This is a genomic window from Stenotrophomonas sp. (genome assembly GCF_032056425.1).
Classification (GTDB): Bacteria; Pseudomonadota; Gammaproteobacteria; order Xanthomonadales; family Xanthomonadaceae; genus Stenotrophomonas.
Genome location: NZ_DAMBCN010000013.1, coordinates 54,381 through 68,542, shown reverse-complemented (window position 1 = coordinate 68,542; position 14,162 = coordinate 54,381). Strand labels below are relative to the sequence as shown.

Sequence of the window (14,162 nt, the reverse complement as noted above, 5' to 3'; positions counted from 1 at the left end):
CAGATTCCCTTTCCGCAGGAAAGGGCTCTGACCCCGTCCGTGGTTCACCCCACAACCCGCACCTTCTCCAACGGCACCCACCCGGGCTCGCCCGCCTGCGGCACACACCACGCCCAGCCATTGAGCGTGCGTACCCCACGCAACACCTGCCCTGGATCCACATCCAGCTCCCGCGCGCAGTAATCCTGCGTGGCAAATGCGCCACCGTGCGCATCGCGGCCGATCACCGGGGCCGGCACGAACCCTGGCTCCTGTCCCTCGGCCTGGCATAGAAACCAGTCTTCCCAGCCCTCAGGGCCTTCATAACGTTCGCCCACCACCAGCGCCTGCCCACGGCGCAGGGTGATCGGTTGCGGAAATTCGCTGCGGTGCGCAGTGGTCACGATGTAGTCCATGCCCCCAGCCTACCGGCCCCACGCAACAAAAAACGGCCCCGCAATGCGGAGCCGTCAGGGTGGGCCGGGATGGGGGAGGGGTTCCCGGCCCGCAATCAGCGCCCCCGACGAGGAGGGGGGAGGGCGCCGGTCGCTGGAACGCAGTACTTACGCAGCCACTTCTTCGGCAGCGTGCGACGGCAGGGCCGACAGCGCGCCGGCAATGGCGTCTTCGCGGTGCTTCGGCGAGTAGGCGATGCCCTCGGCACGCACGAACTCGACGTTGTCGATGCCCATGAACGCGAACACCTGGCGCAGGAAGGGCTCCTGGAAGTCGGCCGGCGAATCGGTGTAGATGCCACCACGGGCGCTCACCACGATCACGCGCTTGCCGCCGGCCAGGCCGACCGGGCCGTTCTCGGTGTACTTGAAGGTGCGCCCGGCCACGGCCACGCGGTCAATCCAGGCCTTCAGGGTGGACGGAATGCTGAAGTTGTACATCGGCGCGCCGATGACAAGGATGTCGGCGGCCAGGAACTGCTGCATCACCTGTTCAGCATCGGCCGCCTCAGCGGCATCGGCGCCGGCCAGCGAGCCGCTGCGCAAATGGGGTACCGGGTTGGCGTCCAGATCGCGATAATCGACCTGCAGGCCGTCGATCTGGTCCTTGAACTGGGCGACCACCGCCGCAGTCAGCTGGCGCGAGACCGAGTTGTCGCCAAGCACGCTGGCGTCGAGATGCAGAAGCTTCATGGCAGTCACCTATGTTCGGGAAGGAGGGGCGGGTTCGCCGCCGACGGAGAGAACGATAGGTTGTTGCATGGGCGGGATAAAGGTGGTTCAATGCCACGAATTGTTCTAGATATGGAACTCGGGTATGCATGACCTGAATGACCTGTACTACTTCGCCATGGTCGTGGACCACGGTGGTTTCGCCGCCGCCGAGCGCGCCCTGGGTATTCCCAAATCGCGCCTGAGCCGCCGTATCAGCCAGCTGGAAACCGACCTGGGCGTGCGCCTGCTGCAGCGTTCCACGCGCCGCTTCGCCGTCACCGACGTCGGCACCAGCGTGCACCGCCATGCGCAGACCATGCTGGCCGAGGCCCAGGCCGCGCGCGAGGTGGTCGACCGCCTCAGCGCCGAGCCGCGGGGCGTCGTGCGCGCCAGCGTGCCCGTCTCGCTGGCGCAGATGCAGCTGCCCAAGCTGCTGCCCAAGTTCCTCGAGCAGTACCCCAAGGTGCGCCTGCAGCTGAACATCAGCAACCGCCGCGTGGACATCATCAATGAAGGCTACGACGTGGCCCTGCGCGTGCGTTCGCGCCTGGACGACGACGGCAGCCTGGTCATGCGCAGCTTCGGCCAGGTGCAGGAACTGCTGGTGGCCAGCCCGAAGTACCTGGACCGCGCCGGCCGCCCGAAGGACCCGGAAGAGCTGACCCAGCACGTCACCCTCAGCATCAGCGAAGACGAGGCGCGCCAGCGCTGGGAACTGCATGGCCCGGAAGGCGAAGTGCGCCGGGTGGACCTGCAGCCGCGCGTGGCCGGCTTCGACTTCCCGCTGCTGCAGAGCATGGTGAAGGACGGTTTCGGCATCACCATGCTGCCGGAAACCGTGTGCGCCGAAGCCGTGCGCAACGGTGAGCTGGAAGTGGTGCTGCCGGACTGGTCTCTGCCGCAGGGCGTGTGCCACGCCGTGTTCGCCTCGCGCCGCGGCCTGCTGCCGGCGGTGCGCGTGTTCATCGACTTCCTGGCCGAACACCTGCCGCCGCAGCTGGAGGCCTCGCGCCTGGACTGCGGTGGCGCGTGCGAGAAGGCCAAGGAGAAGATCAAGGCCAGTGCGCTGGGTGCGCTGGCGGTGGATGCAGGCTGAGCCCTGCCGATAGCGCCGGGTCACGCCCGGCGTTACGCCGGTCTTGGGCAAATCGCCCGGCCGTGCGAGAATGCGTGCCCGGCCAGCAGGCTGGGCCGATACGGAGAGATGGCCGAGCGGTTTAAGGCACCGGTCTTGAAAACCGGCGAAGGGTCAAACCTTCCGTGGGTTCGAATCCCACTCTCTCCGCCACGGATTGCAGATTCTTGGCTGTTCAGCTGTCGTCGTATCCGGGTTGCTTCCGGGTGCAGTGTGCAAGTCTGAACAACGCTGCGGTCGCATTTCGCACCCCTTGTTTGTTGTTTGACTGCCTGACGGGCGTTTCGTAAGTCGGTCCCGGCTCTGTCGGTGTCCTCTCGCACTGACGTGTCTCGAAGTGCGCACCGATTAATTGTGCGATTGCGCACGTTTGTGTGGTGGCCCTGGGGCAATTACCGGGTGCCGGTCACGGAAATAGAATATTTCGCTGTCGGCATGCAAAGGCGCGGTTGCGCTTTCTCCGTTCACCCGCGATATGCTGGGGTCACATTCCAATTCGGACAGTGCGCAATGAGGATGGATCTCACTCGGCACGCACTCCTGATGCTGCATGCACTTCTGCTTACAGCTTGTGCTCATGGCGCTGTTGCGCAATCTGCAAGACTTGGCGTCCCAACCGTGCGCGCAGAAGGACCAGACACCAAGGCGGCAAAAGCAGTGTCCGCCAACTACGATGCAGCGACGCGTTACGAAGAAGGCAAGGAGAGCCCCGTCATGATGCCCGTGGAACGCAATGACGTATCCGATCAGGGACTCAGTGCAGAAATCGCTGCACAACGATTCCTGAGGCTGATCGCTACTGTGCAGTCAAAAAGCAATGTATCTGTGAAGCTCGTCCAGGAAATCATGGGCGTAACGCTCGATTCAGATCCGATCTACCCTTCTTATCGTCAACCATTAGGGAATGGTTGGTTCCTTGCTCTTCGATACTCCATCGAGATGCCGGGCGAGACCTGGGGCGTTGAACTGGAATTCCACAGTGATGCTGACGCATCACCGCAGCCGTTTCCGTTCTGCACACCAAGCTATCGCGAATACCACAATGCGCTGTTACGAATGGGGTATCGCGACAGGCGTGGCAGGAATGGAACATTTCCGGGAAAAAACCAGTACGACAAAGAGGGTTTGTACGTTGAACTGGATCCTGAGCTGGGACAATCCACAGATGGAAAGGCCTATCCAGCATGCGTTCGAAAGGTTGGATTGTTCGTCACCAATGATGTGTCAGGGCACCCATAACTGCGCACCGGGACAATCCTAAGGATCGTTGACAAGGAAGGTCTGATATGGCTCGGTTACAGCCAAATGCGCGGCTTGAGGCTGCACTTGCTCAATTTGGGCAACAAGCGGAAGTATCGCCCGACCAGGGCGCACAGTTGCGCGCCGCAATCACGAGCGATACGAAGCTTCTTGCAGAATTGAATGCGGCAGCACTTGCCAACCAGCTTCGCGGTTTCGCCCTGGCTGCGGCTGATGGCGGCGTCCCGAATCACGTCGGGCACTATGATCTACAGTCGGGAGTTGTCTCGTTGCCTCCTGCTGCGCTCCAGCCTGGTGGGGCGGTGCCAGGTGATGATCTGAGGGCAGTGCTTCAGGTCCAGGAGATGACCATTCGGTTCGGGCATTCCACCTATACCGTTCCGACGCTGCCCGGGGCAGGTGCGCCGGTGGCTCCGCAGCCCGTCAGCCAGGATATGCTTGAGAATCTTCAGGCAACACTCAACGGCTCTCAGGTGCTGGCCGAAGAGGTAAAGCGGGCGGCGACAACGCCCGATACAAGCCGAAATGCGTCAGGGATGCTGTTGGAGAACTTTGGCTTTGTTCGAGCGGGCGTCTCTGCTGGCGGAACTTACGACGGCGGGAGGCACACCTTGAATCTTCCCCCGGCGGGCCTTCAGACGAGCACGGTGGCTGATCCCAATGGCCGGTTTGATCCGGATGATCTGACATTCGTGATCGGGCATGAAGTGCAGCATGCCTTCAATCACCCAGCGAAAAATCAAGCGACGGCTTTATTTATCCGCCAGGTTGGACAGATTGCCGCATCGCCGGCGATAGTTCACGATTACACGCCCACGGTACGGAACTACGTTCAGGCTGGCCGTAACGACGAGGCGAAAGCTGAAATTGCAGGCTGGAATGCTCTGCTGAGTCGTCAGGAACGATTGAATCCGGGTATTGCACTCGAAGGCATGCGTTTGTTGCCGAGCCATGCGGGGCGAGGCCGCACCCGGGACTTCGTAGAGCTGGACAACACTACAAACGCGACAGTCCCAAGGTCTGGTCTCGCCTTCAACTCTGACAATACGCTTTCCCAATCGCCGGCTAATATTGCCGCGATGGGGCAGCATTATTTCAATCGCCCGGATGCAAGTGCACCACCTGGGCAGCGCCCCGTGCATCTCGGTGAGAGTGGGAAGACCGACTATATAAATTGCTACGGCACTTGGGCGGTGGAGAAAATAACCGAGGCCGAGAGGGAGCACGTGCAAGGTCATCCTGGCGTCGTTCACAGGCTTACGCTCAACATGGCGAGCATCGGGCTGAAGGAACGTCTGATGGAGCAGGAAGGCATCAATATCACGATCAACAAGTCGGTGCCGCAACCCTATTACGACAGCAGCCAGACGCCGGCGACATCAGGAAACTTCCATCACACCCAGGACGGTAGTGTCGATCCCAGACACGATCATCAGCATGTTCCTGTTGCGCCCGCACAAGGCGATCCACTGGCGGGAGCCGGGCCATCGCTACAACTCCCGAATGATCTGCGCGACTCGACTCACCCGGCGCACGCCATGTATCGGCAGAACCTTGGGGAGGTGTACCGCATGGAAGATGGTCAGCGCATCCAGCATGGGCCTCATAGCGAAAAATTGGCGGCTGCGCTGTTGGTTGCCGCTGAGCGGGGGAAAATGCTGATCACCAACGTGGAAATGGGTCGTGATGGAAACATCGATGGAGTCATGCGTGGCCGTGCGTCCGCGCCGGAACGACGCGTAAGCGTCAATCCAGGCGAGGTACTCGCCGGAACCATGGAGGATTACGCGTGTCAGTGGGCGCAAGCGCGCTCTCCGCACTATGTGAGAAGCGCGACCGCGGACGAGCGCACCCGTGAGCAGCTGCAGGCCTACAATTCGCTGTCGACTGGCGATAGGCGGATTTTCGACACGATCCGAAGCGGAACGCCCCCGCATATCTCGGATGACGTGGTCGCTACGGCACTTTATGCGACCAGGAAGAATGGCATGACCGATGTGTCCAGCATTGGCAGCATCCAGATGATGGGTGACCGGCTGGTGGTACTGGGTACGTGCGCCGGCTACCGAGCCATCACGGACGTATCGCAGAGGCACCCGCCCATGCAAGAGACTGCCGAGAAGGTGCAGGAACTCACTCAGCGACAGGCGCTGACGCAGCAAGACGAGCGCCTGTCGCAGCAGCAAGTGTCAGACGCCTCGATTCGAGGACTTTAACTTGCCTGAGCGGCGCGACGGGGGACGCCTCTGTCGCCGCTCGTAGATGACGGAGTGGGGGCAACGACACGCCAGGGCGTTTGGGGCTGATGAGGACCGCAAGTGAGTGCAGATCCTGGATCCTAGCTGCTGCGCCCACCCCGTGGCTTGTTATGGCACAACGGATAACTGGAACACGACCGGAACGCCCCGTGCGGCCCATTCCGCTCGACAAACACCCCCACCTTGCACACCGGGCAGCGCTCCTCCTTGATCGCCACACCCGACACGCTCGTAACTTCCATCACGCCATCCTCCACCAACTCATCCAGGAACGGCGAGCGCTTGCCCTGCAGCGTGAACATCACAACACTCCGCCGCGCACGCGTCAGCGCCACATAGAACAGCCGTCGTTCTTCGCCCAGCGGGAAGGTATCGCCTTCGGGCATCGCCAGCGAAAGCACCGGGTCGTCTGCGCGCAGGCTGGGGAATCCACGGTTCACCATTCCCGGCAGAATCACGTAGTCGGCTTCGCGCCCCTTTGAACGGTGCGCGGTCAGGAATTCGACGTCCATCGTGCTGCCAAACGCCGTCTTCCAATCCGCCGGCAGTGCGCTGCGCTCATTCCGGTAGCGGCCCAGAATGAACACCGTCACGCGCCCGCTGCGGCCGCGAGGCACCGCGCCGGACAGCAGTTGCTGGTGCAGCGTCGCCAGATACTGGTGAACGCCATCCTGCACTTCTTCGCGCCGGGTCATCTGGAATGCCTGCAGCACCGGTCCAACAGGCGCCGTCGCAGAACGAACCGCCTTGGCGATCTGCGCCGGGTTGCGGCTGATGAAGCGGCTGGAGATATCGCACAGCTCCTGTGGGCAGCGGAAGGTCTGCTCCAGTTTCAGTACCTGGCCGTGCCCCATCCATTCGCGGAAGCCGGTCATTACGGAAACATCGGCACCGGCGAACCGGTTGATCGACTGCCAGTCGTCGCCCACCGCAAACAGATAACGGCCCGGGCGGCTGACCAGGGCGCGGCACAGGCGGGCGCGGGCGCGCGAGGCGTCCTGGAATTCGTCGGCCATCACCAGTTCGTAGGGCGATTCATAATGGCCCTGTTCCAGCAGTCCGGCGGCCATGTTCAACATGTCCTCGAAATCGATGCTGCGTTCGTCGGCCAGCGCGTCATCCCACGCCTGGAACACGGGCCCGGCGATTTCCAGGAAGCGCCGGTAGCGTTCCTTGAACTGGTCTTCGGGCATCTGTCGCAGGCGCTCGGCCATGTCTTCCAGGCTCAGGCAGTTGCTCTTGGCATGGGCAATGAAGGTGCGCATCAAACCGATCAGATCGGCATCGGGCATGGGCTTGGCGCCGGCGTCGGGCAGTTCGCGGTCCGGGTTCGGGTCCAGTTCGATGCGCGATTCGCCCAGCCGTTCCGACAGATGGTGCAGGGCTTCGCCACTGCGCAGCCCGAACGAAGTCGTCTCGACCAGCGCAGTCCCGCGTGCGGCATGCTGCTCACGCTTCCAGCGCACGCCCTCGGCATAGTGGGCGAACTGCGGCGGCGGTTGGCCGTCGGCATCCAGCGCGAAGTGCTCGTGATAGAGCTCGGCATCCGGGTAATAGAAGTCTGGTCGATACTGGCGATGGGTATCGGTAGCAGTATCGAATTCGTAGCGCCGCTCGTAGTCGTAGGCCACGCCGTTGTAGAACAGCCAATCGGCAATCACGCACTCTTCCAGACTCTTCACCCGCTCGCCCTGCAGGGTGCGGATGTAGGGCGTGCCATCGCGATCGTAGCCATCGGCCAGCATCTGCGCGCCCAGCGGCGGAAGGTCGCGGCCGAATACCAGCCGGAACATGTCCCACTGGGTACGGAAGTGGGTCGAGCGGTCCTTCAGGTCGTCCACCAGTTCGGCCAGTTTGTTGAAGCCCAGCGTTGCATCGATGGCCCATTCGGGAACATCGGGCTTGCGCCCGGTCGCCTTGGCGATGATCGACAGGCCCAGTGCGTGGAAGGTGCGCGCCTCCACCACGGTATCGCCCATGCCCAGCCGCTCGAACGACCGCTGCGCGCGCGCTTCCAGTTCCTTGGCCGCATCCTTGTTGAAGGCCAGCATTACGATGCGGTCGGGCGCCACAAAACCACGGTCGATGGCATAAGCGGCCTTGGCCACCATCGTCGAGGTCTTGCCGGAACCAGCCGAAGCGACGACCTGCACGCAGTTGTCGAAGCAGATGACCGCGCGGGCCTGTTCCTCGGTCAGCGGTTTGCTCTCGACCCGGCCCAGGAAGTCCTTGGCCAGCACCAGCTCGCGCGTTGTCATGGTTGCGTTGGCCTCGGCCCAGACGGATGGCCAATCCAGTTCCCAGTCGTGCAGGGCGTCCATCGCGGCACGGTGGCTGTGCGAATGCAGGTCATCGTGCACGGCATCATCGAGGAACAGTCGCCGCAGCTCGGCAGGCGACAGGGGCAGGGCGGGGCGCTCGGCCAGCAGCGTCTGCTGCTGCTCGTGCGTGATCCAGCGGCGGCCGGCGCTGCTTCGGTCGGTCAGCGCATCTGCCTCGGCCAGCCAGGCCTGGATCTGCGCCAGGGTGTCTGCAAAGAGCGCCTTGCGCCCACGCGTGGTGCGTACAAAGAGCACCTGCTGGACAGCGGCCGACAACCGGGAGGCCTCGCGGTTGGGCAGGCCATCGACGGACAGCATTTCGCCGTCCTCGGTCTGCAGCGCAACCCTGGCCCAGAACAGGCCGGGAAGCACGCGTACCCGCTGGTCGCCGTCCAGGTGTTGTCGGTACTGCCGACCCTCGATCAGAAGCGCGACGTGCTCGCCTTCCAGCCGCAGTCGCCAGTCCGGTGAGCGGGTCACGCGTTGGCCCCAGCCCGAGGGGCGCCATTCCATAGACATCCAGATACTGCCTTGCGTACGTCACTGGGCGTGAAGCGCCCTTACAGCCCCATGATAAGGGGGCTTGATGAGGCGTGTGACTGTTGCCGTGCGGTCAAAGTGAGTTAGGCTGTCGCCAGGCCGTAGCGGATGGCTGCGACCCCTCCATGGATGGGAACCCGGGAAGGAATCCAATGCCTGCAGGACTGTTTTCCACCGCTGGTCGCACCTGTGTTGTGGCCATTGCACTGTGTGCCGCAGCACTGCCCGCATTGGCGCAATCGTCGGGCCCGGCACTGTTCTGCAGCTTCGGGATGGATGAGGCGGACGGTGCATGGACTGTGTCCCGGCAGGTAGACGGAGCGACGGGCGCTACGGCATCGCGGGATACCTACCAGTGGACGTCAAACAGCACGCCATTCGGCACTGGCATGACCAGCACCTGGAGCCTGAGTTACTACTGGCCCGTGGACGCGACGCGCCAGAAGGTCGTTCCCGAGGCTGAGGTCGTGGTGGTCATGAATTTCCGTTTTGACGCCAAGGAAATCGGCCAGCAGCTGAAAGATCCCAAACACACCTGGATACACCTGTATCGGTCGGAAGATCCGAGCAAGCAGTTTTCGGTGTACTCCACCAGCCTGACAACCAATATGGACTGGAATCGCTTCCGCGACGGCAACCTTGGCGGAAGGGCTTTCCTGTCTCTGGATACGCTGCTGGCTTACGGTACGGGCCTGGAAAAACTGGTGTGGAACATCCGCGGTGCGCCAGACGCGGTGGGTGTGACGGAAAGCTACTTCAAGGGTGTGCTGCCCATCGCGACGATGCGCGGCAAGCTGGCGAAGATTCCCAAGCTGCGTGCTGAGCTGGACCGGAAAGCGGGGAAATTCCGCAGCGAATGCAATCCGCCGATTGCAGTTTCAGAATAGCGCTGCATTGAAGCAGGGCACGCCATCGGCCCCGCGGTGGCACTGTGCCACCGTGGGCCTGCCTGCCATCAGGCGTTCACATCCACCACGATCCGCCCGCGCACCTTGCCCGGGATGATCTGCTCGTACACATCCAGCACTTCAGCCAGCCCGATCAACTGCACCGTGCTTTCCAGCTTCTGCGGGTCCAGATCGGTGGCCAGGCGGTCCCATGCACGCTGGCGTACGTCCTGCGGTGCGTTCACCGAATCCACGCCGGCCAGGGTGACGTTGCGCAGGATGAACGGTAGCACCGAGCCGTGCAGCGCATCGCTCTGTGCCAGGCCGCAGGCGGCCACCGCGCCGCGGTACTTCGTTTCGGCAAGCGCGTTGACCAGGGTCGGGCCGCCGGCCACGTCCACCACGCCTGCCCAGCGCTCGGCGCTGATCGGCTTCTTGCGCGGCTCGGACAGCTGCGCGCGGTCGATGATCTCCGCCGCGCCCAGGCTGTGCAGGTACTCGGCATGTTCGGGGCGGCCGGTGGCGGCCACCACGCGATAGCCCAGCTTGGAAAGGATGGAGACGGCAATCGAGCCTACGCCGCCATTGGCGCCGGTCACCAGCACATCGCCTTTCTCCGGTGTCACGCCCGCATCTTCCAGTGCCAGCACGGACAGCATGGCGGTATAGCCAGCGGTGCCGATGGCCATGGCATCGCGGGTAGTCAGGTTGCCGGGAATCTTGTTCAGCCACTCGCCGCGCACGCGGGCGCGCTGGGCCAGGCCGCCGTGGTGGCCCATGCTCAGATCCCAGCCATTGAGCACCACGCGATCACCGGCCTTGAAATCGGCATTGCTGGATTCCAGCACCACGCCTGCCAGGTCGATACCGGGAATCAGCGGGAATTTCTGGATGACCGGGCGGCTGTTGGTCAGCGCCAGCGCGTCCTTGTAATTCAGGGTCGAATAATCGACCTGCACCAGCACATCGCCGTCCATCAGGTCGGCCTCATCAAAATCGACCAGTTCAGTAACGACGCGGTCGTCGGTCTTGCTGGAAAGTAGTGCCTTGAATGTCATCGCGGGCCTCACGGTCAATGGATGCGCCCATGCTAGGCTCGCACCGTTATTGCAACAAGAACGATGGTTTTTCGTAGGTACTATGGTTTTCCGGAGTATTCATGCGTAGTAAGCGTTGGGACAACAAAAGTGGATGCGCCGTGGAAGTCACCCTCTCGGTGATGGGCGGCGTGTGGAAGCCGATCATTCTGTTCCACTTGATCAAGGGCAGGCGCCGGTTCATGGAACTGACGCGGCGTGTGCCCAACGCCACCCAATCGATGTTGACCAGCCAGCTGCGCGAGCTGGAGGCTGATGGCGTGGTGATCCGCCATGTCTATCCGGAAGTGCCGCCGAAGGTGGAGTACGAACTGTCCGAGTTCGGCCACACGCTGGTGCCGGTGCTGCTGGCCATGCGCGAGTGGGGCGAAACGTATCGCGGCTACCAGCGCGAGGGCAGCGGCAGCTGACCAAGCGCGATGGTGCGCATGGATTCACGAAGCCCGCGTTGCACGGGCTGCACAGCCGGGGGTAGGCTGGCCGCAACCCCCCAGGATCGCGTGGGCCATGGATAATTTTGGCAAAGGAATGGCCGCCGTTTTCACCGTTGCCGTGTTGCTCGGACCGGTAGCCTGCGCTGCGCCACCAGACGCACAACAGGAGAAGGCAGTGCAGGACGCAACCGAGTTGCAGATTCGCCAGGCCCAGGACGGTGCCGCCGCTATCGCGGATGAAGCTGCTTCCCTGGACAATCGGTCAATCAAGCCGTTCGCCGGGTATGCCGAGCTGTCGCCCGGCCCCGTGCTTACTGAAGCGCAGATGCTGGAGAAGATCCTTGCGCTGGCCAGTGCCTACCGAGCAGCAGGCGATTCGGAGCCGGAGCGCCTGGAGAAAATCCTTGGGCTGAAGCTGCCGCCAGATGTGCGCAACCAACGCTGGGGAGCTGCCGGGCGCATCGGCGAGGGCCGCTACAGTTGGGCGGCCTGGAAGCTGGACCGGCAACGACCCGGTCTTTTCATCGAGCTGACGATGAGCCCGCAGGCCTGTCTGTCTTACACGCCGCTCAGTCGTCAGCTGGGGGAAGACGGTTTTGCCGCAGTCGTTCCTACCTTCGGCTATGACCAGCGGATCACCTTCCACAGACGAGTGGCGCCATCGGTCAGTCTGTTTGTTGTCGTAAGGCCTGATCGCCGGGATGATCCGACCTGCTTCACCACGGTAACGTTCCAGCTGGGGCGCAACGATGATTGATCCCCGTGTCGAACGCATGCTGCAGGAGACCGGGCGCCAGTCGGCGCTTCCCAAATGGGCGGCCGACAACTTGCGCGAGGCGGTCACATCGTCGCCCGTGCTGGCGGACCTGATGCGCGAGGCCGTCGAGCGCGGCGATCTGAAACACATCACTGTGGCGAGCACGCCCAATGAAGGTGGGCACTTCAACCCGGGCACCCGATCCATCAGCATCAATTCCAACATCTTCCTGCAGGCCGACCCCGTGGCGCGGATTGATCTCATCACTGGGGTGCTGGGTCATGAAACAGGTCATGCCCTGATGGCCAGGTCCAGTGAGTTCAGTACGGCCGCCTTTGCGTCCTACGTGGAATCATCTCTGAACAGAGGCGCTGCCTCGGGGGCATCCACTGCCGATATCACCGAGCACACCCGCAACTTCGTCAAAGCGTTTCGTCAGAACGAAGCCTTTGCCGAGCTGGTGTCGATGAACGCAGTTGCCAGCCGCGTCAAGCACGAGGATGCGGACATTGACGGGGAAATGTTGATGCGGCGGCTCGAGGGTACATCGCGTTGCTTCGCCAATGGCCGCGCTGCTCCCGGTATCCACCTTGACCCCAATGGCATGCAGCGAACCGGGGGCAACATCGATAGCCCTGCCGTCAACGCCGTGGCGGTCTGTCATTTTGATCCGCCGAGTTCCGGGCTGGGCCACTCAGGCACCTCGGACTACAATAACTTCTACCTTTCCTCCGCCGTCTCCATCGCGGCGCAGGTGTCGGCACGGGTAGCCAGGGAATCCGGCGGGACGGTGCCCCATATTGGCTTGAACGTTGCCGAACTGAAGGGCAACCTCATCCAGATACAGGCAAACGGTGTTCAGCTGGGAGGGCAGGGTAATACGTTCCCGCTCACTGATACGTCCCATGGCGAACTGCATCCGTACAGCATCAGGCAGATCGGCCCGACCATCAGGGCGCAGCCCGATGTGCTTCCGCCCTCGGCGGTGCGCGACGCCCCGGTGCTGGCCGATAATCCGGCGCACCCCGATCATTCCACCTACGCCAGAATCCATGATTGGGTGCAGGGGACGGGTACTTGGTCCGCCGAGGAGTCCCGCAACGTCAGCGCTTCTCTGTACCGGCAGCAGGTCGGCGATCCGCTGATAAAGCGCGTGGACCAGGTAACCGGTGCGCTGCGCGGCGATGGCGCCCAGGCCGTCTTTGCCGTGCACGCGCCGTTCGGAGACGCTGGGCCGCATTTCCACGCACGCGTGGACGGTCGTCTGGCAGCCCAGGAGCCTGCGCAGCAGAGCCTGGAGCAGGCGGAAGGGATTCGCCAGACCCGATCCCTGCAGCAGACCCAAGAGCGGACACAGCGGCAGACGGAGATGCAGACACACGCGCAGTCGATGCGGGGCCTGTGACGGGGGCTGCAGGACTGCGGGTCTGTCGCGGTTCGCACGTGGGGAGCGGTTCTGATGTCTCCAACGTCGTTATCGGCTATGCAATAGCGGACGATTGAGCTCTCCGCCGCGTGCGTTTCGTCACGGCTTCAGCAGCCGAAACGGCCCGGTTGTCGCAGGGTGCACACGTTGCCGTTTCTGCCTCTTTTCAGGCCTGGACGGCGCGCGAATGATGGCCCCGGCCAAGGCACTCGCCCTGGCCGGGATTGGCGTCCCGAACTTACGAAGTACATGGCGTCGGGTTTGCACCGCACGGTGCGGCCCCGACAATGCACCGCTTGCCAGTCCATGGTGGACGGTGCGTGGGGATCTTCCGATCCGCCGGCTTCTCGTACTTCGTATCCGGCACGCCAACCCGCACCGTCCGCCACTGCTGGGTAACGCCACGCGCGATCTGCCCAATGCCATCGCCGAACAGCTGGAAGACGCGCTCTGCGATTCCGCCGACAGCGTCGAGCTGTCTGCGTTCTTCGCGCACCTGAAAGCCCACGGCAGGAACCTGCGTGCCGACGGTGAACCGTGGGTCGAACACCGTCTAAGCGCCCCCGCGCGCTCGACCTGGCCATTGCCACACGCTGCGCGTCGGGCATTACCGCATTGACCGCCGTGCTGCATGCCGCCCATTTGGCGCGGGAAAGTGATGATCCGACGGGCCGCCCGTCAGCGGCGGTGGTCGATGGGTTGTTCGATGCCTGCGAGGCATCGTCGCTGCAGGTGGAACGGTGTCTTGTTCCGTGACAGGCCAGAGGCGGCGGCTTGCCCGGTAGGTGCCCACCTTGGTGGGCACGAGGGATAGGCGAAGAGCAATGCCCACCAAGGTGGGCATCTACCAAGCCGGGGCCACGCAGGGCGGCGCGCTGCCCGGTAGGTGCCCACCTTGG

11 protein-coding genes and 1 tRNA gene are annotated in these 14,162 nt (G+C 63.1%); 8 read left to right on the top strand and 4 right to left on the bottom strand.

Annotation, left to right across the window (positions count from 1 at the left end; genetic code table 11):
• Nucleotides 1-44: 44 nt before the first annotated feature.
• Both RTY46_RS10590 and RTY46_RS10585 read right to left on the bottom strand, forming a co-directional pair.
• Nucleotides 45-395, bottom strand: a complete 351-nt coding sequence (locus RTY46_RS10590) for a ligand-binding protein SH3 (protein WP_312708267.1) — start codon at nt 393-395, stop codon at nt 45-47.
• A gap of 147 nt (nt 396-542) precedes the next feature.
• A complete protein-coding gene (locus tag RTY46_RS10585; RefSeq protein WP_108753482.1) occupies nt 543-1,127 on the bottom strand; it encodes an NAD(P)H-dependent oxidoreductase in 585 nt (194 codons plus the stop codon).
• Nucleotides 1,128-1,251: 124 nt separating this feature from the next.
• On the opposite strand from RTY46_RS10585, the gene RTY46_RS10580 reads away from it, so the two are divergent.
• From RTY46_RS10580 to RTY46_RS10565, 4 genes are all read left to right on the top strand, one after another.
• Nucleotides 1,252-2,244, top strand: a complete 993-nt coding sequence (locus tag RTY46_RS10580) for a LysR family transcriptional regulator (RefSeq protein ID WP_079222336.1) — start codon at nt 1,252-1,254, stop codon at nt 2,242-2,244.
• 102 nt (nt 2,245-2,346) lie between these two features.
• Nucleotides 2,347-2,436 (top strand) — tRNA-Ser (locus RTY46_RS10575).
• Between the two features lie 390 nt (nt 2,437-2,826).
• Nucleotides 2,827-3,522 (top strand): hypothetical protein, encoded by a 696-nt coding sequence (locus RTY46_RS10570; protein WP_312708265.1) that lies wholly within the window; start codon nt 2,827-2,829, stop codon nt 3,520-3,522.
• A gap of 47 nt (nt 3,523-3,569) precedes the next feature.
• Nucleotides 3,570-5,759, top strand: coding sequence for an XVIPCD domain-containing protein (locus tag RTY46_RS10565; protein ID WP_312708264.1), 2,190 nt, complete (start codon nt 3,570-3,572; stop codon nt 5,757-5,759).
• 122 nt (nt 5,760-5,881) lie between these two features.
• Here the strand turns inward: RTY46_RS10565 and RTY46_RS10560 are convergent, their stop codons facing one another.
• Entirely contained in the window at nt 5,882-8,635 is a 2,754-nt protein-coding gene (locus RTY46_RS10560; protein ID WP_312708263.1) for a UvrD-helicase domain-containing protein, read from the bottom strand.
• A 179-nt stretch (nt 8,636-8,814) separates the two neighbouring features.
• Between RTY46_RS10560 and RTY46_RS10555 the strand changes: the two genes are divergently transcribed.
• Nucleotides 8,815-9,549 (top strand): hypothetical protein, encoded by a 735-nt coding sequence (locus RTY46_RS10555; RefSeq protein WP_312708262.1) that lies wholly within the window; start codon nt 8,815-8,817, stop codon nt 9,547-9,549.
• A gap of 68 nt (nt 9,550-9,617) precedes the next feature.
• On the opposite strand, the gene RTY46_RS10550 is transcribed toward RTY46_RS10555, so the two are convergent.
• A complete protein-coding gene (locus RTY46_RS10550) occupies nt 9,618-10,607 on the bottom strand; it encodes an MDR family oxidoreductase (RefSeq protein WP_312708261.1) in 990 nt (329 codons plus the stop codon).
• A gap of 101 nt (nt 10,608-10,708) precedes the next feature.
• Between RTY46_RS10550 and RTY46_RS10545 the strand changes: the two genes are divergently transcribed.
• From RTY46_RS10545 to RTY46_RS10535, 3 genes are all read left to right on the top strand, one after another.
• The gene (locus tag RTY46_RS10545; protein WP_312708259.1) at nt 10,709-11,056 is read left to right on the top strand and encodes a helix-turn-helix domain-containing protein; all 348 of its coding nucleotides are present in this window, start codon (nt 10,709-10,711) and stop codon (nt 11,054-11,056) included.
• Nucleotides 11,057-11,153: 97 nt separating this feature from the next.
• Nucleotides 11,154-11,837: a hypothetical protein gene (locus RTY46_RS10540; protein WP_312708257.1), complete on the top strand. Its 684-nt coding sequence runs from the start codon at nt 11,154-11,156 to the stop codon at nt 11,835-11,837.
• Entirely contained in the window at nt 11,830-13,242 is a 1,413-nt protein-coding gene (locus RTY46_RS10535; RefSeq protein WP_312708256.1) for an XVIPCD domain-containing protein, read from the top strand. The genes RTY46_RS10540 and RTY46_RS10535 overlap by 8 nt, the downstream gene beginning before the upstream one ends.
• Nucleotides 13,243-14,162 lie beyond the last annotated feature (920 nt).

What these genes read in the sequence shown, in the direction of transcription:
- RTY46_RS10540 (WP_312708257.1), top strand. Translation starts at nt 11,154, where the DNA reads ATGGATAATTTTGGCAAAGGAATGGCCGCCGTTTTCACCGTTGCCGTG.
- RTY46_RS10555 (WP_312708262.1), top strand. Translation starts at nt 8,815, where the DNA reads ATGCCTGCAGGACTGTTTTCCACCGCTGGTCGCACCTGTGTTGTGGCC.
- RTY46_RS10550 (WP_312708261.1), bottom strand. Translation starts at nt 10,607, where the DNA reads ATGACATTCAAGGCACTACTTTCCAGCAAGACCGACGACCGCGTCGTT.
- RTY46_RS10565 (WP_312708264.1), top strand. Translation starts at nt 3,570, where the DNA reads ATGGCTCGGTTACAGCCAAATGCGCGGCTTGAGGCTGCACTTGCTCAA.
- RTY46_RS10590 (WP_312708267.1), bottom strand. Translation starts at nt 395, where the DNA reads ATGGACTACATCGTGACCACTGCGCACCGCAGCGAATTTCCGCAACCG.
- RTY46_RS10560 (WP_312708263.1), bottom strand. Translation starts at nt 8,635, where the DNA reads ATGGAATGGCGCCCCTCGGGCTGGGGCCAACGCGTGACCCGCTCACCG.
- RTY46_RS10535 (WP_312708256.1), top strand. Translation starts at nt 11,830, where the DNA reads ATGATTGATCCCCGTGTCGAACGCATGCTGCAGGAGACCGGGCGCCAG.
- RTY46_RS10585 (WP_108753482.1), bottom strand. Translation starts at nt 1,127, where the DNA reads ATGAAGCTTCTGCATCTCGACGCCAGCGTGCTTGGCGACAACTCGGTC.
- RTY46_RS10580 (WP_079222336.1), top strand. Translation starts at nt 1,252, where the DNA reads ATGCATGACCTGAATGACCTGTACTACTTCGCCATGGTCGTGGACCAC.
- RTY46_RS10545 (WP_312708259.1), top strand. Translation starts at nt 10,709, where the DNA reads ATGCGTAGTAAGCGTTGGGACAACAAAAGTGGATGCGCCGTGGAAGTC.
- RTY46_RS10570 (WP_312708265.1), top strand. Translation starts at nt 2,827, where the DNA reads ATGCTGCATGCACTTCTGCTTACAGCTTGTGCTCATGGCGCTGTTGCG.